This is a genomic window from Pseudomonas sp. A125 (assembly GCF_055409485.1).
The window spans coordinates 23,372-42,697 of the sequence record NZ_JBUZVP010000040.1; the positions used below are offsets into that span (position 1 = coordinate 23,372).

At 62.4% G+C, this 19,326-nt stretch carries 17 protein-coding genes; 3 read left to right on the forward strand and 14 right to left on the reverse strand.

What is annotated here, in order from left to right; translation table 11 throughout:
* The first annotated feature begins 11 nt into the window (after nt 1-11).
* Nucleotides 12-2,570, forward strand: coding sequence for a TonB-dependent receptor (locus ACZRN6_RS33105; RefSeq protein WP_464009763.1), 2,559 nt, complete (start codon nt 12-14; stop codon nt 2,568-2,570).
* A gap of 145 nt (nt 2,571-2,715) precedes the next feature.
* Here the strand turns inward: ACZRN6_RS33105 and ACZRN6_RS33110 are convergent, their stop codons facing one another.
* On the reverse strand, nt 2,716-3,033 hold the full coding sequence (locus ACZRN6_RS33110; protein ID WP_322143686.1) for a ribbon-helix-helix domain-containing protein: 318 nt from the start codon (nt 3,031-3,033) through the stop codon (nt 2,716-2,718).
* 16 nt (nt 3,034-3,049) lie between these two features.
* Nucleotides 3,050-3,631, reverse strand: a complete 582-nt coding sequence (locus ACZRN6_RS33115; protein WP_464009764.1) for a DJ-1/PfpI family protein — start codon at nt 3,629-3,631, stop codon at nt 3,050-3,052.
* A gap of 324 nt (nt 3,632-3,955) precedes the next feature.
* Here ACZRN6_RS33115 and ACZRN6_RS33120 point away from each other — a divergent pair, with 324 nt between their 5' ends.
* A complete protein-coding gene (locus ACZRN6_RS33120) occupies nt 3,956-4,855 on the forward strand; it encodes a DMT family transporter (protein ID WP_464009765.1) in 900 nt (299 codons plus the stop codon).
* 105 nt (nt 4,856-4,960) lie between these two features.
* Here the strand turns inward: ACZRN6_RS33120 and ACZRN6_RS33125 are convergent, their stop codons facing one another.
* The 4 genes from ACZRN6_RS33125 to ACZRN6_RS33140 are packed head-to-tail and all read right to left on the reverse strand — an operon-like array spanning nt 4,961 to nt 8,202.
* Nucleotides 4,961-6,178, reverse strand: a complete 1,218-nt coding sequence (locus tag ACZRN6_RS33125) for a class I SAM-dependent methyltransferase (protein WP_464009766.1) — start codon at nt 6,176-6,178, stop codon at nt 4,961-4,963.
* Between the two features lie 41 nt (nt 6,179-6,219).
* Nucleotides 6,220-6,837: a TPM domain-containing protein gene (locus ACZRN6_RS33130; protein ID WP_322143682.1), complete on the reverse strand. Its 618-nt coding sequence runs from the start codon at nt 6,835-6,837 to the stop codon at nt 6,220-6,222.
* 28 nt (nt 6,838-6,865) lie between these two features.
* Complete coding sequence (locus ACZRN6_RS33135; RefSeq protein ID WP_322143681.1) at nt 6,866-7,594, reverse strand: TPM domain-containing protein; 729 nt, start codon at nt 7,592-7,594, stop codon at nt 6,866-6,868.
* A complete protein-coding gene (locus ACZRN6_RS33140; RefSeq protein WP_088426967.1) occupies nt 7,594-8,202 on the reverse strand; it encodes a LemA family protein in 609 nt (202 codons plus the stop codon). The genes ACZRN6_RS33135 and ACZRN6_RS33140 overlap by 1 nt, the downstream gene beginning before the upstream one ends.
* Nucleotides 8,203-8,416: 214 nt before the next feature.
* Here ACZRN6_RS33140 and bglX point away from each other — a divergent pair, with 214 nt between their 5' ends.
* A complete protein-coding gene (gene bglX / locus ACZRN6_RS33145) occupies nt 8,417-10,708 on the forward strand; it encodes a beta-glucosidase BglX (RefSeq protein ID WP_322143680.1) in 2,292 nt (763 codons plus the stop codon).
* Nucleotides 10,709-10,871: 163 nt separating this feature from the next.
* On the opposite strand, the gene ACZRN6_RS33150 is transcribed toward bglX, so the two are convergent.
* From ACZRN6_RS33150 to ACZRN6_RS33185, 8 genes are all read right to left on the reverse strand, one after another.
* Nucleotides 10,872-12,029 carry a phospholipase D-like domain-containing protein gene (locus tag ACZRN6_RS33150; RefSeq protein ID WP_322143679.1) on the reverse strand — a complete coding sequence of 386 codons (1,158 nt, stop codon included), beginning with the start codon at nt 12,027-12,029 and terminating at the stop codon, nt 10,872-10,874.
* 1 nt (nt 12,030) lies between these two features.
* Nucleotides 12,031-12,612 (reverse strand): YceI family protein, encoded by a 582-nt coding sequence (locus tag ACZRN6_RS33155; RefSeq protein WP_322143678.1) that lies wholly within the window; start codon nt 12,610-12,612, stop codon nt 12,031-12,033.
* Nucleotides 12,613-12,772: 160 nt separating this feature from the next.
* Nucleotides 12,773-13,543 (reverse strand): helix-turn-helix domain-containing protein, encoded by a 771-nt coding sequence (locus ACZRN6_RS33160; protein ID WP_063032738.1) that lies wholly within the window; start codon nt 13,541-13,543, stop codon nt 12,773-12,775.
* A gap of 65 nt (nt 13,544-13,608) precedes the next feature.
* A complete protein-coding gene (locus ACZRN6_RS33165; RefSeq protein WP_322143677.1) occupies nt 13,609-15,051 on the reverse strand; it encodes an amidase in 1,443 nt (480 codons plus the stop codon).
* The gene (locus ACZRN6_RS33170) at nt 15,048-16,358 is read right to left on the reverse strand and encodes a citrate-proton symporter (RefSeq protein ID WP_322143676.1); all 1,311 of its coding nucleotides are present in this window, start codon (nt 16,356-16,358) and stop codon (nt 15,048-15,050) included. Before ACZRN6_RS33170 ends, ACZRN6_RS33165 begins: the two co-directional genes overlap by 4 nt.
* Nucleotides 16,359-16,414: 56 nt before the next feature.
* A complete protein-coding gene (locus ACZRN6_RS33175) occupies nt 16,415-17,590 on the reverse strand; it encodes a M20 aminoacylase family protein (protein WP_322143675.1) in 1,176 nt (391 codons plus the stop codon).
* A gap of 135 nt (nt 17,591-17,725) precedes the next feature.
* Nucleotides 17,726-18,040 carry an amidase gene (locus ACZRN6_RS33180; protein WP_464009767.1) on the reverse strand — a complete coding sequence of 105 codons (315 nt, stop codon included), beginning with the start codon at nt 18,038-18,040 and terminating at the stop codon, nt 17,726-17,728.
* A complete protein-coding gene (locus ACZRN6_RS33185; RefSeq protein WP_464009769.1) occupies nt 18,037-19,116 on the reverse strand; it encodes a serine hydrolase domain-containing protein in 1,080 nt (359 codons plus the stop codon). Before ACZRN6_RS33185 ends, ACZRN6_RS33180 begins: the two co-directional genes overlap by 4 nt.
* Between the last annotated feature and the right edge of the window lie 210 nt (nt 19,117-19,326).

The window sequence follows — 19,326 nt, forward strand, 5'->3', positions numbered from 1 at the left end:
CGGGGGATTTCATGTTTCGCGCGCCTTGCCACGTTCAGCACTTGTTTGTTCGACCCACCGCCCTTGCCGCCTGCCTGGCCTTCAGCCTGAATGCCCAGGCCGAGTCGTTCAAACTGCAATTGCCGGCCCAGCCCCTGGCCACGTCCCTGAGCCAGGTGGCGCAGCAGGCGAAAATCCAGCTGCTGTTCGATGAAGCGTTGCTGAAAAATATCCAGGCGCCGGCCCTCAATGGCGACTTCACCCCGGAAGTGGCGATTCGTACCCTGCTCAAAGACGGCGAGTTCGTGTTGCTCAAGGTCGGCAGCACCTACGTGGTACGGCCCGAAGAAGGCAAGACCACCAACAGCGGCGCGATCCAGTTGGAAGCCCTGAGCGTGATCGGCACCGGCAACGAGGTCGACTCCACCACCGTCGGCCGCTCCACCCTGAGCCAGGCCGACATCGACCGTTACCAGTCCAATAACATCCCCAGCCTGCTGCAAACCCTGCCCGGCATCAGCCAGGGCGGCTCGCTGAAGCCCGGCGGGCAGACCATCAACATCCGCGGTTTCGGTGACGCCGAAGACGTGCCGCTGACCGTCGATGGCGCCACCAAAAGTGGCTTTGAGCGTTACCAGCAGGGCACCGTGTTTATCGAGCCCGAGCTGATCAAGAGCATTGAAGTAGAGAAAGGTCCCAACTCGGCCTTCAGTGGCAACGGCGGCTTTGGCGGTACGGTCAACATGACCACCAAGGATGCCCCGGACCTGCTCAAGGACGGGCGCAACAGCGGCGCCATGCTCAAATACGGTTACTCCAGCAACGACCATGAACAGGTCTACAGCAGCGCGGTTTACGGGCGCACCGATGACGGGCGCTTCGATGCCCTGGCCTACCTGACCCAGCGCGACGGCGGCGACATGAAGCTGGCCGCCACCCTGCCCAACGATAACAACCAGTACCCGATCAACCCCAAGCGCCTGCCCAACAGCGCGCAGAACGTGGACGGCAAGCTGTTCAAGGTGAATGCACACTTTACCGATGAGCACAGCCTTGGCCTGTCGTATTCACGCTCCAACAGCCAGCGCTGGACGCCCTTCTCTGCCGCCAGCTACCCGACGCCGCCGACCCAGGCCAACATCGACCGCTATGGCTACGAAGCCGCGCTGAAACGCTTCCTGGCCAACCGCAACACCGTCGACACCACCTGGTCCGGCAAGTACGAATACCAGCCGATGAATAACCCGCTGGTGGACTTGACCATCAAGTATTCAGAATCCAACACCGACCAGACCGACGAGCGTGACGCCACGGCGTTTTTCCAGCTCGCGACCGGCGGGCGCAAGATGGACACCTCCTACAACGACAAGAACCTAGACGTACGCAACGTCAGCCTGTTTTCCACCGGCGTGTTGCAGCATGCGGTGACCACCGGGGTGCAAATCCGCAAACACGCCCGGGAAACCGAAATGTGGATGCCCGGCGCCACCTACAACACCCCAAAATATAACTACGGGCACTTCCAGCCGGGGTTCATGCCCCATGGCAAGGTCGACACCAACAGCTTCTTTATCCAGGACGCGGTGACGCTGGGCGACGTGACCATCACCCCCTCGATGCGCTATGACCATGTGCGCAACCGCGGCGAGGCCAACGACGCGCCGTACTACAGCAACCCGGACCCGGCCATCGGCCACGACTACAGCGACCGCACCTACACCGGCTGGTCGCCCCGCCTTGCGGCGTACTGGACCATCACCCCGAACGTGGCGATGTTTGCCAACTGGAGCCGCACCTGGCGTGCCCCGGTGATCGACGAGCAGTATGAGGTCCAGGGCCTGGGCAGCCGCACCGCCACCAGCGTCGACCTGGACCCGGAGCGCATCACCTCGATCACCCTCGGTAACGTCACCCGCTTCGCCGACGTGTTCACCCACGGCGACAACCTGCAACTGCGGACCACGCTGTTCCACAACAAGGTCGAAGACGAGATCTTCAAGGCCACGGGCGTGGGCTGCCAGAACCAGGCGGTCAACGGCGGGACCATTTCCAGTGCCTGCCCGCCGGGGGCGATGTCCAACTACCGCAACATCGGCGGCATGACCATCAAGGGTTTCGAGGCCGAGAGTTTCTATGACTCCACCTACGTGTTCGGCTCGGTATCGTTCGCCTACACCACCGGCAAACACGAAGGCGCCTACACCAACCCGTGGGGGCCGGACGTCTGGGCGCGGGATATTCCGCCGACCAAATGGGTGGTGTTACTGGGCACCAAGATCCCGAGCCTGGATATGCAGGTGGGCTGGCAAGGACAATTCATCGGCGCCACCAGCCGTTTGCCGAGCGACAAGTATTCCGGTGGCCCGGGCAGCAGCATCGGCGACCTGTTTTACGATCAGTACGGCAACAAGCACTACAACACCCAGGGCCTGTTCGCCAGCTGGAAGCCGCAGCAGGCTTATCTGAAGGGCACCGAGGTGAACTTCACCGTGGACAACCTGTTCAACAACAACTTCCGCCCGGCTCTGAGCGGCGACCGCGCCTACACCAAGGGCCGCGATGCCAAGATCAGCGTGACGCAGTTCTTCTGACCCTTCACCAGCATTCGGCCTGGAAACCCGATCAGTGTGGGAGCTGGCTTGCCTGCGATGCGCGCGACTCGGTCAGCCAGTTAAACCGAGGCGATGTCATCGCGGGCAAGCCCGGCTTGCTCCCACATTGAACGAGTTGCCACATTTAGATCTTCTGCGTGCCACTTCTGGGATTAACAAGGCCGAGCCCTGGGGCGTGAACCCGCTGCTTGCTCAGATACCGCGTGCAACTCACCCGCAGGAACGAAGCGAAATTCACCACTTCGCCGCGGTAGTCCATCACCTCTTCATACAGCTTGGTGATCAGTTGATTGGTGGTCATGCCATCCACCTCGGCGATTTCGCTGAGGATGTCCCAGAACTGGTTTTCCAGGCGCACGGTGGTCACCACGCCGCAGATGCGCAGGGAGCGCGAGCGGGATTCATACAGAATCGGGTCGGCCTTGACGTACAGCTCGCACATGGTGATGACCTCCGGTTTACAGGGTGATCCGAGTACCCAGCAGGCCAAGGAAACCCGCCAGCCAGCCAGGGTGCGCCGGCCAGGCCGGGGCAGTCACCAGATTGCCTTGAACATGGCTGTCGGTCACCGGGATATCGATGAACGTACCGCCCGCCAGTCGCACTTCCGGCCCGCACGCCGGGTAGGCGCTGCACTCGCGGCCTTCCAGAATGCCGGCGGCGGCCAGCAGTTGCGCACCATGGCACACGGCGGCGATAGGTTTGCCGGCCTGGTCGAACGCCTTGACCAGTTGCAGGACTTTTTCGTTCAGGCGCAGGTACTCGGGTGCACGACCACCGGGCACCAGCAGCGCGTCGTAGTCAGCGGCGTTCACCTTGGCAAAATCCGCATTCAGGGCGAACAGGTGCCCGGGCTTTTCGCTGTAGGTCTGGTCGCCTTCGAAGTCGTGGATTGCCGTGCGCACGGTCTGGCCGGCGGTCTTGTCCGGGCACACGGCGTGTACGGTATGCCCCACCATCAACAGCGCCTGGAACGGCACCATCACTTCATAGTCTTCGACGTAATCGCCGACCAGCATCAGGATTTTTTTCGCGGCCATGGGGCATTCCTCCGGTTGAACGGTTGGGCAGACAAGAGTAGCCAAGATAGACCCGCAGGCTTGATCCGGGTAATGGCCCGCTACTACATCAGCACCCCGGCTTGTGTGGGAGCCGGGCTTGCCCGCGATGCAGGCACCTCGGCCTGACAGGTAAACTGCGTTGACCCCATCGCAGCCTCGCCAAGGCTCGACAGCTCCCACACGAACCGAGTCGCCCGTTCAAAACTGTACGGCTCAATCTGCACCCAGCTGTAAGCCCGTGTTTGCGGGGCTTTGTGGCTAGATGAACGTCCACTTCCGGCCCATTCGATTCTGGTTCCTTCCATGAGCTCCCGCGAAAATACCGGCATGGCCCTCGGCCTGCTGGGCGTCGTCATCTTCAGCCTCACCCTGCCCTTCACCCGTATCGTGGTGCAGGAAATCCACCCGCTGCTCAATGGCCTGGGCCGGGCGTTGTTTGCGGCGGTGCCGGCGGCGGCGTTGTTGCTGTGGCGCCGTGAGCGCTGGCCTACCTGGCGCCAGGTGCGCGGGCTGACGCTGGTGATTGCCGGGGTAATCCTGGGGTTTCCGGTGTTGTCAGCCTGGGCCATGCAAACCTTGCCGGCGTCTCATGGTGCGTTGGTCAACGGTTTGCAGCCGCTGTGCGTGGCGCTGTATGCGGCGTGGTTGTCCCATGAGCGGCCATCGAAGGCGTTCTGGGCCTGCGCGGCGCTGGGCAGTGCGCTGGTGCTCAGTTATGCGCTGATCACCGGCGCTGGCAGCATCCAGGCGGGTGATCTGTTGATGCTCGGGGCAATTGCCGTGGGTGGCCTGGGTTACGCAGAGGGCGGCCGGTTGGCCAAGGAGATGGGCGGCTGGCAGGTGATCTGCTGGGCGCTGGTGCTGTCGACGCCGGTGTTGATCGGGCCAGTGGCGTACCTGGCGCTGCAACACGAAGGGCCGATTTCGCCGCGCACCTGGTGGGCGTTTGGCTATGTCTCGCTGTTTTCGCAGTTCTTCGGCTTCTTTGCGTGGTATGCCGGGCTGGCCATGGGCGGCATCGCGCGGGTGAGCCAAATTCAGCTGTTGCAGATCTTTTTCACCATCGCGTTTTCGGCACTGTTTTTTGGTGAGCACATCGAGCCGATTACCTGGCTGTTTGCCTGCGGGGTGATTGCGACGGTGATGTTGGGGCGCAAGACCAGTGTGAAGCCTGCACCAGGCTCCAAGGCGAGCACGATCTAATGTGGGAGCTGGCTTGCCTGCGATAGCATCACCTCGCTTTACCTGATACACCGAGGTGCCTGCATCGCAGGCAAGCCAGCTCCCACATTTTGATTTGCGTCGTACTCAGGCCAGGTAACCATCTGCTCGCAGCAGGGTTTCCAGGCAGTGCTCGGTGATGGTGTAGAACGCTTTCAGCTCCTGGATTTTCACCAGGAGCTGGGTGTTATCCACCGGCTCGGCGCGCTTCACGGCGAGGATCATCTTGTTCTTGTTGGTGTGGTCCAACGAGATGAACTCAAACACCTTGGTCTCATAGCCGCACGCTTCAAGGAACAACGCACGCAGGCTGTCGGTCACCATTTCCGCCTGTTGGCCCAGGTGCAAACCGTACTGCAGCATCGGCTTGAGCAGCGCCGGGCTCTGGATCTGCAAACGAATCTGCTTATGGCAGCACGGCGAGCACATGATGATCGACGCCCCGGAACGGATGCCGGTGTGAATCGCGTAGTCGGTGGCGATGTCGCAGGCATGCAGGGCGATCATCACGTCCAGCTCGCTGGGCGCCACGCTGCGCACATCCCCGCATTTGAACACCAGCCCCGGGTGGTCCAGGCGGGCGACGGCGTTGTTGCACAGGGTCACCATGTCTTCACGCAGTTCTACGCCGGTCACTTCGCCTTCGGCGTTGAGGGTGTTGCGCAGGTAGTCGTGGATGGCAAACGTCAGGTAGCCCTTGCCCGAACCAAAGTCTGCGACGCGCACCGGCTGGTCGAGCTTCAGCGGTGAAGTGGTCAGCGCATGGCTGAACACTTCGATGAACTTGTTGATCTGCTTCCATTTGCGCGACATCGCGGGGATCAGCTCGTGCTTGGCGTTGGTCACGCCAAGGTCAGCGAGGAATGGCCGGGTCAGGTCCAGGAAGCGATTTTTCTCGCGGTTGTGCTCGGCAGAGGGTGCCTCGCGCAGTTGTTGCGGCTTGCTTTTGAACAGCGAGCTTTTGTTCTTCTTGCTGTATTCCAACTGGGCTTCGTCGGTCACCGAGAGCAGGTGCGCGTTCTTGAACGAGGCCGGCAACAGCTCGGCAATCGCCGCTACGCCGTCTTCCAGCGAGAAGTTCTTGGTGATGTCGCGGGTCTTGTAGCGGTAGACGAAGGACAGGCAAGGCTGATCCTTGACGGTCAACTGCTTGATGATCAGCTTCTGAAGATCAGGCTCGGTGCCGACGTACTTGGCCAGCACCAGCTTGATAAAGGCGTTTTGCTCAAGGCTCGCGCTCAACAGTTCAAGGAACTGCGCGTGATGATCCGGCGCGGGGCTGGCAGGTTTAGCGGTGGCAGACATGAACAAAAACGCCTCGGGCAGGGAATGCCGGGAATTTTACACTACTCCAACACCACCAACCGATTCGGCAACTCATTGCGCGCATGAGTCACCGGCACATGCGCCTTGAGCAACTCCCCACAGGCATCAATGCAGCTGATAAACCCGGCCAACGTCTGCCCCTGCTTCACCTGACGGGTGAATTCCTTGACGATCACATCCCAACTGCTGTCATCCAGTCGACTGGAAATACCCTTGTCCACCAGGATTTCCACATACCGCTCGGCCTCACTGACAAAAATCAGCACCCCGGTACTGCCCAGCGTGTGGTGCAGGTGCTGCTCCAGAAACTGCCGCCGCGCCAGGTTGGACGCGCGCCAGTGGCGCACCGAGCGCGGGATCAGCCGTGTGGTGACCTTGGGCAGACGGAACACCAGGCACAGCACCACAAACGTGCCCCACTGCGCCAGCAGCAAGGTGTACATGCTCAACCAGCCAGACAAATAGTGAACGATCCCCGGCACCACCAACGCCAACAGGCTGGCCCACAACAGCGGAATGTAGGCGTAGTCGTCGGCGCGGGCCGCGAGCACAGTCACCAGTTCGGCGTCGGTCTGTTGCTCGACCCTGGCGATCGCCTCGGCGACCTGGCGTTGCTCGTGTTGACTCAGTAGTGCCATGGTTGTTGATGCTCTCTAGTTATTGTCATTACCAGCCGCCCGAGGCGCCACCGCCGCCGAAACCACCGCCGCCGCCCCGGAAGCCACCGCCACCGCCGCCTCCCCCGCCGCCACGGCCACTGCTGCTGAGAATCGCCAGCAGGATAGCGCCAACGGGCAGGCCCATGCGATTGCACAGCCACAATACCGCCAGCAGCAGGATAAACAGGCCGAAGGAGATGCCGGGGTTTTGCTTGGCGAAGTTGGCTTCAGACACATGCGCCGGCACGGCCAGCGGATCGCCGCCCACCACTTGCAGCATCGCCGCCACGCCGTCACTGATGCCCTTGCTGTAGTTGCCCGCCTTGAACGCCGGGGCGATCACCTGGTTGATGATCACCCAGGACTGCGCGTCCGTGAGTACGCCTTCGAGGCCATAACCCACTTCGATACGGATCTTGCGCTCATCCCGGGCGACGATCAGCAGTGCGCCGTTGTCCTTGCCCTTCTGGCCGATGCCCCAGGCGCGGCCCAGTTGATAACCGAAGTCTTCAATGGGCACGCCTTGCAGGTCAGGCACGGTGACCACCACGATCTGGTCGCCGCTGGTCTGCTCCAGCGCCTGCAATTGCTGGGTCAGTTGCGCGCGCACAGCCGGGTCGATCATCTGCGCATTGTCGACAACCCGTCCGGTCAACGCCGGGAAATTCAGGGCGGCCTGGGCGGTCAGGCTAAAGGCCAGCAGCACCGCCGCCAGCAGCCAAGCGCGCTTGCCCATCAGAATTTCACTTGCGGCGCTTTATCGGCATCGGCACTGGTGGCCTCGAAGTTGGCGCGGATCGGCAAGTCGCTGTACATCACGCTGTGCCACAGGCGGCCGGGGAAGGTACGGATTTCAGTGTTGTAGGCCTGTACCGCCTGGATAAAGTCGCGACGGGCCACGGCGATGCGGTTTTCGGTGCCTTCAAGTTGCGATTGCAGGGCCAGGAAGTTCTGGTTGGCTTTCAGATCCGGGTAGCGCTCGGACACCACCATCAAGCGGCTGAGTGCACCGCTCAAACCGTCCTGGGCCTGCTGGAACTGTTTGAGCTTTTCCGGGTTGTCCAGGGTGCTGGCGTCTACCTGGATCGAGGTGGCCTTGGCCCGCGCCTCGATCACAGCGGTCAGGGTGTCCTGTTCATGGGCGGCGTAGCCCTTGACCACTTCCACCAGGTTGGGGATCAGGTCGGCGCGCCGCTGGTACTGGTTCTGCACCTGGGCCCAGGCCGCCTTGGCCTGCTCGTCCAGGGTCGGGATCTTGTTGATGCCGCAACCGCTCAACACGGTGCTCACCAATATCAATGCCACGGCCTTCCAGCCCCAACGGTAACCTTGTGCTGCTTGCATGGTGTTTCTCCTGCCAAACCTATGAAATTTACCGACTGACGCGTTAGCTACGGGCTTAGGGCATAATCCGCCACCACCCACTGGATTGCATCGTGCCAATCAGCTAAAAGATGCCCAGCGCCAATAAGAGTTCAGAAGTGTGCTGCATTTATCTGAACAACACCCGAACAACAATAGACGCTCTCCGGTCCCAAGGCTGCGAGAAAGGATTTTCATGAAGAAGCTGTGTTTGCTGGGCCTTGTTGTCAGTTTGGCCACTCATTCCGTATTAGCCGAAACAAAGCCCGCAGTACTCAAGGACAAGGACGCCTTCGTCAGTGACCTGCTCAAGCAAATGACCCTCGATGAAAAGATCGGCCAGTTGCGCCTGATCAGCATCGGCCCCGAAATGCCCCGCGAGCTGATCCGCAAGGAAATCGCCGCCGGCCGCATCGGCGGCACCTTCAACTCGATCACCCGCCCGGAAAACCGTCCGATGCAGGACGCGGCCATGCGCAGCCGGTTGAAGATCCCGATGTTCTTCGCCTATGACGTGATCCACGGCCATCGCACGATTTTCCCGATCAGCCTGGCCCTGGCGTCCAGCTGGGACATGGACGCCATCGGCCACTCCGGGCGCATCGCTGCCCAGGAAGCCGCCGCCGACAGCCTCGACATCACCTTTGCACCGATGGTCGACATCTCGCGCGACCCGCGCTGGGGCCGCACCTCCGAAGGCTTCGGCGAAGACACCTACCTGACCTCGCGCATTGCCGAAGTGATGGTCAAGGCCTTCCAGGGCACCAGCCCCGCCAAGGCCGACAGCATCATGGCCAGCGTCAAGCACTTCGCCCTGTACGGCGCGGTGGAAGGCGGTCGCGACTACAACGTGGTCGACATGAGCCCGGTCAAGATGTACCAGGACTACCTGCCGCCCTACCACGCCGCGATCAAGGCCGGTGCCGGCGGCGTGATGGTTGCGCTGAACTCGATCAACGGCGTACCCGCCACTGCCAACACCTGGCTGATGAACGACCTGCTGCGCAAGGACTGGGGCTTCAAGGGCCTGGCGGTCAGCGACCACGGCGCGATCTTCGAGCTGATCAAGCACGGCGTGGCCAAAGACGGGCGTGAAGCCGCCAAGCTGGCGATCAAGGCCGGCATCGACATGAGCATGAACGACTCGCTCTACGGCAAGGAACTGCCCGGCCTGTTGAAGTCCGGCGAGATCGAACAGAGCGACATCGACAACGCCGTGCGCGAAGTGCTCGGCGCCAAGTACGACATGGGCCTGTTCGCCGACCCGTACCTGCGCATCGGCAAGGCCGAGGATGACCCGGCCGACACCTACGCCGAAAGCCGCCTGCACCGCGCCGACGCGCGTGATGTAGCGCGCCGCAGCCAAGTGTTGCTGAAAAACCAGAACAACACCCTGCCGCTGAAAAAGACCGCGACCATCGCCCTGGTCGGCCCGCTGGCCAAGGCGCCGATCGACATGATGGGCAGTTGGGCCGCGGCCGGTAAACCGGCGCAATCGGTAACCCTGCTGGACGGCATGAATGCGGTGATCGGCGAAAAGGGCAAGGTGATCTATGCCCGTGGCGCCAACATCACCAACGACAAGAAAGTGGTCGACTACCTCAATTTCCTGAACTTCGATGCCCCGGAAGTGGTGGATGACCCGCGCTCGTCCCAGGCGATGATCGACGAAGCGGTCAAGGCTGCCAAAGACGCCGACGTAGTCGTGGCAGCCGTGGGCGAATCCCGTGGCATGTCTCACGAGTCGTCGAGCCGCACCGACCTGAACATCCCACAAAGCCAGCGCGACCTGATAAAGGCCCTGAAAGCCACCGGCAAACCGCTGGTGCTGGTGTTGATGAACGGCCGCCCGCTGTCGATTGTCGACGAGAACGAACAGGCTGACGCGATCCTGGAAACCTGGTTCGCCGGTACCGAAGGCGGTAACGCAATCGCCGACGTTTTGTTCGGCGATTACAACCCGTCGGGCAAGCTGCCGATCACCTTCCCGCGTTCGGTGGGGCAGATTCCGACCTACTACAACCACCTGAGCATTGGCCGCCCGTTCACCCCGGGCAAGCCGGGCAACTACACCTCGCAGTACTTCGATGACACCACAGGGCCCTTGTTTGCGTTCGGTTATGGCTTGAGCTACACCAGTTTCAGCCTGTCGGACATGGCGCTGTCGTCCACCACCCTGAACAAGACCGGCAAGCTCGACGCCACTGTGATGGTGAAAAACACCGGCAAGGTCGATGGCGAAACCGTGGTGCAGCTGTACATCCAGGACGTGGCCGGCTCGATGATCCGCCCGGTGAAGGAGTTGAAGAACTTCCAGAAGATCATGCTCAAGGCCGGTGAGGAGCGCGCGGTGCACTTCACCATCACCGAGGATGACTTGAAGTTCTACAACACCCAGCTCAAATTTGCGGCTGAACCGGGCGAGTTCAATGTGCAGATTGGCTTGGATTCGCAGGATGTGAAGCAGCAGAGCTTCGAACTGCTCTGATCTAAAGCTGTAAACACGGTCAGTGTGGGAGCTGGCTTGTGTAGGAGCCGGGCTTGTGGGGGAGCCGGGCTTGCCCGCGATTGCATCACCTCGGTGCATCTGAAGTACCGAGGTGCCTGCATCGCAGGCAAGCCAGCTCCCACATTTGATCTCAGCGTTCTGGCTAGCCGCGTCGGTCCAGCAGGTTGACCACCAACCGATCAATCCAGCCCCACACCCGTTGCTTCACCCGTCGCCACAATGGCCGCGATTGCCATGCCTCCAGGCTCACCGCCTGGCTCTTCGCAAAATCCCGCTCGAAACTCCCCGCCACCGCCAACGTCAGCTCCGGGTCCAACGCTTCCAGGTTCGCCTCCAGGTTGAAGCGCAGGTTCCAGTGGTCGAAGTTGCACGAACCAATGCTCACCCAGTCGTCCACCAGCACCATTTTCAGGTGCAGGAAGCACGGCTGGTATTCAAAGATCTGCACCCCGGCCTTGAGCAAACGCGGGTAATAACGGTGCCCGGCATACCGCACCGACGGGTGATCGGTACGCGGCCCGGTGAGCAGCAAACGTACATCCACCCCGCGTCCCGCTGCCCGGCGCAGTGCTCGCCGTACGCTCCAGGTCGGCAGAAAATACGGCGTGGCCAACCAGATACGTTGGTGCCCGCTGTTCAGCGCACGGATCAGCGACTGCAGGATATCGCGGTGTTGGCGGGCATCGGCATACGCCACACGCCCCAACCCCGGCCCTGTCGCCGGCAGCTTGGGCAAGCGTGGCAGGCCAAAATGCATGGCCGGTTTCCACGCACGACGATCGTCGTTGGCCAGCCATTGACGATCAAACAACGCCTGCCAATCCAGCACCAGCGGGCCACGGATTTGCACCATCACTTCGTGCCAGTCGGCGGTGTCTTCTGCGGGTGTCCAGAATTCATCCGTCACGCCGGTGCCACCGACCACGGCGATGGTCTGGTCGACCAGCAACACCTTGCGGTGGTCGCGGTAGAGGTTGCGCATCCAGCGGCGCCAGTTCAGGCGATTGTAGAAACGCAGGTCCACCCCGGCGTCGATCAACCGTCGACGCAAGCCCAGGGTAAACGCCAGGCTACCGTAGTCATCGAACAGGCAACGCACGCGCACCCCACGTTCGGCGGCGGCCACCAGGGCCTGAACCATCGCCTCGGCACACGCGCCCGCCTCCACCAGGTACAACTCCAGCGCAACCTGTTGCTCGGCCTGGGCGATGCCTTCCAGCATGCGCGGAAAGAAGCTTGGGCCGTCGATCATCAGCTCGAAACGGTTGGCGCTGCGCCACGGGAACACTGCGCCGCTCATGTCAGCGCGCCGTGAAAATCAGGACCGCACCCACCGGCACCGACAGGCTGATCTGCGACAGCCCGGCGGCCTTGCGCAACGCGGCCACGCCCGGCAGCAAATCGAAATCCTCGGCATGCACCACCAACGGTTCCAGGGTGACCACCTGAAAGCGCCGGTCATCCAGCCGGGTCGCCAGCAGCTCGGCGCTATAGGTTTGCGTCTTGCCGTGCAGCGTCACCGACAGCGGCAGGCGCAGCTCATATTGCGCGCCGGGAGCCAGGTCGTTGATCGGTTGCAGGTTGATCTGCGCATTGATCACGGCATCGGGAAATGTCTTGATCTCGAACAGCTCATTGCGCATGCGCTCGTCGCGCAGCGGGATGCCGCTGTTGATCGACTCCAGTTCAACTTCCAACTGCGCCGCGCCTTTGCTGTCGACCTTGCCGTGCAGCACCAGGAAGCGCTGTACTTCGGCGAAGTCAGTGTTTTTGGTGGTGACGAACGACAGGCGCGAGGACTCGTTGTCCAGGTACCAGTCGGCGTGGGCAGGCACGGCGGCAGCGGCCAGCAGCAGGAAGGCCATGGGTTTGAACAGGGACATAAAGACTCGTGGGGCAAAAAACCTGAACGAACAGTAACAAAGACCTCCTGTAGGAGCGAGCTTGCTCGCGAAGATTGCCAACGATGACGCGGGCATTCTGAATGAATGCGGTGCCTGTGAGTTCTTCGCGAGCAAGCTCGCTCCTACAGGGGAACGGTGGTCAGGCCAACGCCTGCTGCACATCGCGAATGGTCGACTCAAGGCTGGCCAGGTGCAAGCTCAACACCCGCTCCACCGGCGCCTGATCCATCGGCCAATGCAGCGCCATGCTCCCCACCAACCGCCCGTTGGCCCGCACCGGCAACGCTACCGCGCGAATCAGGAACGGCAGGCGCACCGGATATTCCCAGTAACCTTCGGTGCGCTGGCCAAAACCCTGGTGCTGGGATTGTTCACACGCCCGGTACTGGTCGTCTTCCGCCACCCGTTCACGGCCGGCCAGGCGCTGCACTTCATCTGCCGACAATTGCGACAGGCACGCCTTGCCCATGGCCGAGTGAAACAGGCTGGCGTGCTGGCCGACGATCTGGCAGTTGTTCGGGTAGAGCTTGCGCAGCACCGTGGGAATCGCGCTTTCCATCACTTCCAGGCGTTCGCCGTCGAAGCTCGACAAGTCCACCACCAGGCCGGTGCGCTCGCTGAGGTCGAGCAGCCACGGCGCGGCGCTTTCCACCAGTTGGCGCTTGAAGCGTTGCTGGGTGTCACCGAACAGGCGTCGGGCCCGCAGGCGGTAACGCCGGTCACTGAGGCCGCGGTAGATCCAGCCCTGCTCCTGCAAGGTCAGCAGCATCCGCGACACCGTGGCCTTGGGTAGGTGAGTCAGGTAATGCAACTCTTCCAGCCCCAGCGCCTGATGCTCGCCGAGCAATTCGATGATCGCCAGTGCTCGCCCCACTGAGCGTACGGTTCCCGTCTCGGCGTCGCTGCCCATGTGTCGATCTCCTTGATGCCGATGGATGATCTGATTCTCACAGCAAGATACAGGCCCGTCGCGGCTCAACCGGTCGAGCCGAGGCAAGTGGGCGGTCGTCGCTGCACCCAGCGGGTCAGTTGTTCGTGGGCGTACGCCAGTTGCAACACCGCCCTGTCTGCCTGGGCCGGGCCGATGATTTGCAGGCCCATAGGCAAGCCCCGGGGGTTGAAACCCACCGGCACGTTCATGCTCGGCAGACCGGCCAGCGTAGGTCCGATCACCACCTCCATCCAGCGGTGATAGGTGTCCATCTCACGCCCTGCGACGATGCGCGGCCAGGGTTGTTGTGCATCGAAAGGGAACACTTGGGCGGTGGGCAACAACAGAAAATCGTAACGTTCGAACAGTTTGCCGAGGGCGCGGTACCAGTCGCTGCGGCTGACCGAAGCCTGGTAGACGTCTGCCGCACTCAACTGCAAGCCACCCTGCACTTCCCATTGGGCTTCGGGCTTGAGCAGCGCGCGTTTTTGCGGGTCGGCATACGCCGCGCCGAGTGAGCCCTGGATCAGCCAATGACGGTGCACCAGCCAGGTCTGCCACAGGCGCTCCAGAGAGAAATCCGGCTGGCAGTGCTCGACCTCGCAGCCCAGCGCAGTGAAGTCCTTGAGGGCCGATTCGCACAGGCTCATCACGCCGTCTTCCATCGGCAGGTAGCCGTTGTAATCCCCTAGCCAGCCGAGGCGTGCGCCCTTGAAGTCGCGCTGCAACGGTTCACCCAACACCGCCGGATCTTCCTTCAGTGACAGCGGTACGCGAGGGTCGTAGCCGGCTTGCACACTCAGCAACCGCGCCACGTCCGCCACACTGCGGCCCATCGGGCCTTCGGTGCCCAGTTGCTGGATGAACAGTTCCGGCGTCGGCCCATAAGGCACGCGGCCGAAGGAGGGGCGCAGGCCAAACACGTTATTGAACGCCGCCGGGTTTCGCAGCGAGCCCATCATGTCGCTGCCATCGGCCACCGGCAGCATGCGCAGTGCCAACGCCACAGCCGCCCCGCCGCTGCTGCCACCCGCCACAAGGCGTGGGTCGTAGGCGTTGCCGGTGGTGCCGAACACGCTGTTGTACGTCTGCGAGCCCAGGCCGAATTCCGGCACGTTGGTCTTGCCAATGATGATCGCGCCGCTGGCCCGAACCCGCGCCACGCTGATCGCATCGTATTGAGGAATGTGCTCGGCAAACAACGGCGAACCCAGGGTAGTGCGCAAGCCTTGGGTGGCCGCCAGATCCTTGATCGCCTGGGGCATGCCGTGCATCCAGCCACGGGACCGGCCCTGGTCCAGCTCTCGGTCGCGCTGCACCGCTTCGGCCAGCACGTCCTCATCGGAGCGCAGCGAGACCAGCGCATTCACCGCCGGATTAAAGCGCTCGACCTGCGCCAGATACGCCTGCATCACTTCATGGCAGGACACCTGCCGCGCGTGGATCGCCCGTGACAGTTCGATGGCGTCCAGCCCAACAATACTCAAGGTTTCACCTCGCTGGAAAACGGCGCCGGTCGTTTCGCCCGGGGCGCCTCATGCATGCAATAAGTGCCCAGCAGCGTCAGGACGCAAGCGAACAGCACATAAAACGCCGGGGCCACCGGCGTGCCCAGCACCTTACTGAGCCAGGTGACGATCAACGGCGCAAAACCGCCGAACACCATCACCGACACGTTGTAGGCCACCGACACGCCAGTGGAACGTACCTCGATGGGAAACTGCTCGGCCAAAGCCGTCGGCGCCGGGCCGAAAAAACCACCGATGGCGGTGCACAGCATCACCTGCATCACCAGCAAACGCTCGATGGACGGCGCGGCTGCGACCCACACATACAGCGGGTACACCATCACAAAAAACGCCAGGGTGAACGCCATCAACACAGGCCGCCGACCCAGCCTGTCCGACAGCAGGCCGGACAACGGAATCACCACGGTCATCAGCGCCACCGCGAACATCTGCACCATCAACACCTGGTCCAGTGGCAGGCCGAGGTTCTTGTGGGCGAAGGTCGGCATATTCACCAGCACCACGTAGAACGACACCGTCGCCCCACACGCCAGGCCCATCGATACCAAGATGCTGCGGCGGTGATCGCGAATGACCTCCATCAAGCTCGGCGCCGCGCCTTTTGCCTGTTTGCGCGCTTCGATAAATTCCTCGGGATCTTCCATGTGCCGACGGATCCACAAGCCCACCGGACCGATCAGCAAGCCGAAGATGAACGGCAGGCGCCAGCCCCACAGCTCCAGGGTTTGCGGTTCGAAAAAGTGCGTGACCAACGCCACCATCGCTGCGCCGCCAAACACCGCCAGGCACTGCCCCACCAACTGCCAGGAACCGTACAACCCCTTGCGATGGGCCGGTGCGCTTTCCACCAGAAACGCCGTGGCACTGGCGTATTCGCCGCCGGTGGCAAAGCCCTGGAGCATGCGCGCCACCACAATCAGCATCGGCGCGCCCATGCCGATGGCGGCGTAGCTGGGGGCAAAAGCGATCAAGGCGATGGAGATGGTCATCAGCCGGATGATCAACTGCATCGCAGCCTTGCGGCCTTTGCGGTCTGAATACATGCCGAGCAGAATCCCGCCCACCGGGCGCATGAAGAACCCGACGCCAAACGTCGCCAACGCCATCAGCAGCGAGGCGTATTCATCCTCCGAGGGGAAAAACTGCCGGGCGATGATGCTGGCGAGAAAGCCATAAACGATGAAGTCATACCATTCCAGCGCATTGCCGATCACCGCCGCGACCACCTGGCGGGTGCGCGATACACCGTGTTTTGTAGCCTGCATGGGAACACTCCATTCAACCTGTTGGGAAAGGGTCCAGCGGCAGAAAAAAGCGCTCGTCAGGCGGGCTTGAGCCAGCTCTCGGCCAGCGCGCCCCAGTAGGCGGCGCCGGTCAACAGGATGTCGTCGTTGAAGTCATAGGCGGGGTTGTGGACCATCGGCCGCGAGACGCCGTTGCCGATAAACAGGTAGCTGCCGGGGCAGCGTTGCAGCATCCAGGCGAAGTCTTCACTGCCCATCAGCTTGGTGGTGTTGCCATCGACGGCGTCTTCACCGAGCAGGGCGACGCCGACCTGGCGGGCGAATTCGGTTTCATCCGCGTGGTTGACCAGCACCGGGTAGGCCGGGCGATGTTCGATCTGTGCGGTGCAGCCGAAGCTCGCGGCCTGGGTCTGGATGATCGCCTTGACCCGCTCCAGCATCAGCTCACGCACGCTCGCATCCAGGGCGCGCAGGCTCAGGCGCAACAGCGCTTGCTGGGGAATCACGTTGGCGGCCTGGCCGGCTTGCAGGGCACCGACGGTGACGACTGCGGCTTCCTGGGCATTGATATTGCGCGCCACCACGGTCTGCAAGGCCATGACCATACTGGCGGCGGCCACCAGCGGGTCGACTGTCAGGTGCGGCATGGAACCGTGGCCGCCGACACCTTCGAGGGTCACGGTGATCAGGTCCTGGGACGCCATCATTGGTCCGACCCGCAGGCCCAGATGGCCGGCGGGCAGGCCTGGCATGTTGTGCATGCCGAACAATGCATCGCAGGGGAAACGCTCCAGCAAGCCCTCGGCGAGCATGGCTTCGGCGCCGCCCTGGCCTTCTTCGGCGGGTTGGAAAATAAGATTCAGGGTGCCATCGAACTGACGAGTCGCGGCCAGGTAACGGGCCGCGCCCAGCAGCATGGTGGTGTGGCCGTCATGGCCGCAGGCGTGCATGCAGCCGGCGTGTTGGCTGGTATAGGCGGCGCCGGTGTTTTCGATGATCGGCAACGCGTCCATGTCGGCGCGGATACCGAGCTTGCGTGAGCTGCTGCCATTGCGCAGCACACCGACCACGCCGGTCTGGCCGATGCCGGTGTGCACTTCATAGCCCCAATTTCGCAGGGATTGCGCCACGAGGGCGGCGGTGCGGTTTTCTTCAAAGCCCAGTTCGGGGTGGGCATGAATGTCCTGACGCACGGCGTGCAGGTCGCTGGCGACATCGCTCAGCCAATCCAGGATGTGCTGGTGTGGGCTCATGGTGATTCTCCTCGCAGGCGGGTGTTCCCGTTCTTTTTCGTTGCACACCGCCAGATAACCGCGATGTGCGCAGGAGGACAATCAAAGGTGGTTCCACCCTGTGGAACCTCAGCCCCCAGGTTCGGTGTAACTGCATTAGGGCAAGAGGCGGCAGCCCTCGCGTTGGCCCAACCATTGGGCGCTGTGGGTGCGGCCCAGGCCGCTGGCGGTCACCGAGTGTTTTTCCGGGTTGTCGGCGAAGGCGCTGGTGGGCACGTATTGCTTCACATACCCCACGCAATAATCAGCCGGGTTGCCTTCCACGTAACGGCACGAGCAGTACTCCTTGGCGGTGTAGGCCGCGATGATGTCGGGGAAGGCTTGCAGGTTGACGCGCTCGTGCCAGACCCAGCCGAGCAATGCGAGTAGCAGCAAAACCAGCAGGCTGCTGAAGGGGCGACGGCGGATCACGGTTGCACCGCCGCGAGGACGCGCTTGAGCAGTTCATTGTGGCGATAGCTGCCGTCGCGGTCGTCGCCGTAGCGCACGATCACCAGCTGTTTTTCAGGCATCACGTAGAGCGCCTGGCCCCAGTGCCCGAGGGCGGCGAAGGTATCGGCAGGAGCATCCGGCCAGGGTTTGGGGGCGCCCTGCACTTCGCGGTTGAGCCACCATTGGCCGCCGGGGACGGCTTCGTCCTGGCCTGCTTTGTACTTGTCGAAAGGTCGACGGTTGAAGTCGACCCATTCTTTGGGCAATAACTGTTGCTCGCCCCAACGACCGTCCCGCGCCATCAGCAGGCCGACACGTGCCAAATCCCGGGCGGTGAGGTAGGCGTATGACGAGGCGACGAAGGTTTCGTTGGCGTCGCTTTCCCAGGTGGCGTTGCTGATACCCAGTGGCTGGAACAGGGCGGTCCACGGATAGTCGACGTAGGCCTTGTGGCCGAGCATGCCTTTGAGGGTGACGGACAGCAGGTTGCTGTCGCCGCTGGAGTAGCGGAACACCTGACCGGGAGCGCTGAAGGTGGCGGTGTCGGCGGTGAATTCGGCCATGTCGTGACGGCCTCGGGTGTAGAGCATTGCGACCACTGAGGACTTCAGTGGGGCGTATTCGTAGTCCTCCTGCCAGTCGAGGCCCGAGGCCCAGTGCAGGAGGTCGGCCATGGTCACGCTGGGGTGTTGTTTCATCGGCGGGTAAAAGCGTGCGGCGGGGTCGGTGAGTTTGAAGCGGTTTTCGCCGAATGCGACGCCCAGGACGGTGGCCATCAGGCTTTTGCTGATGGACCAGGTCAGGTGCGGGGTGCTGGCGGTGGTGGGGGTGGCGTAGCGTTCGTAGATGATTTGGCCGTCGCGGATGACCAGCAGGGCGTCGGTGCGGATGCCTTTGCGGGTGGTGTCGTCGCGGGGTGGGAAGGCGTAGTCATCTAGGGCCTGGGCGGCCGGGCCTGTTAGTTGCTGGCCTTGGGACCAGTCCTTCTGCGGCCAGGTTTCGGCGTGGGCCGTCAGGGTGAACAGCAACGCGGCGTAGAGCAGGCCTTTGAACATGGACTTGGGACTCGGGGGCATTCGAGCCCGCGAGCCTAGCCCAGGGGAATGACGGTTTTGTTACTGGGCCTTCGAGTGAGTACATATCCGTTTTTGAGTGATGGCCGCTATGGGTTCCGCTCTTACAGCGGGTCACTTTTGGCAAACGCCCCAAAAGTAACCAAAAGGTCTTTGCCCCACCACTCGGTGCCTCGCTTAGGCTCGGCATGC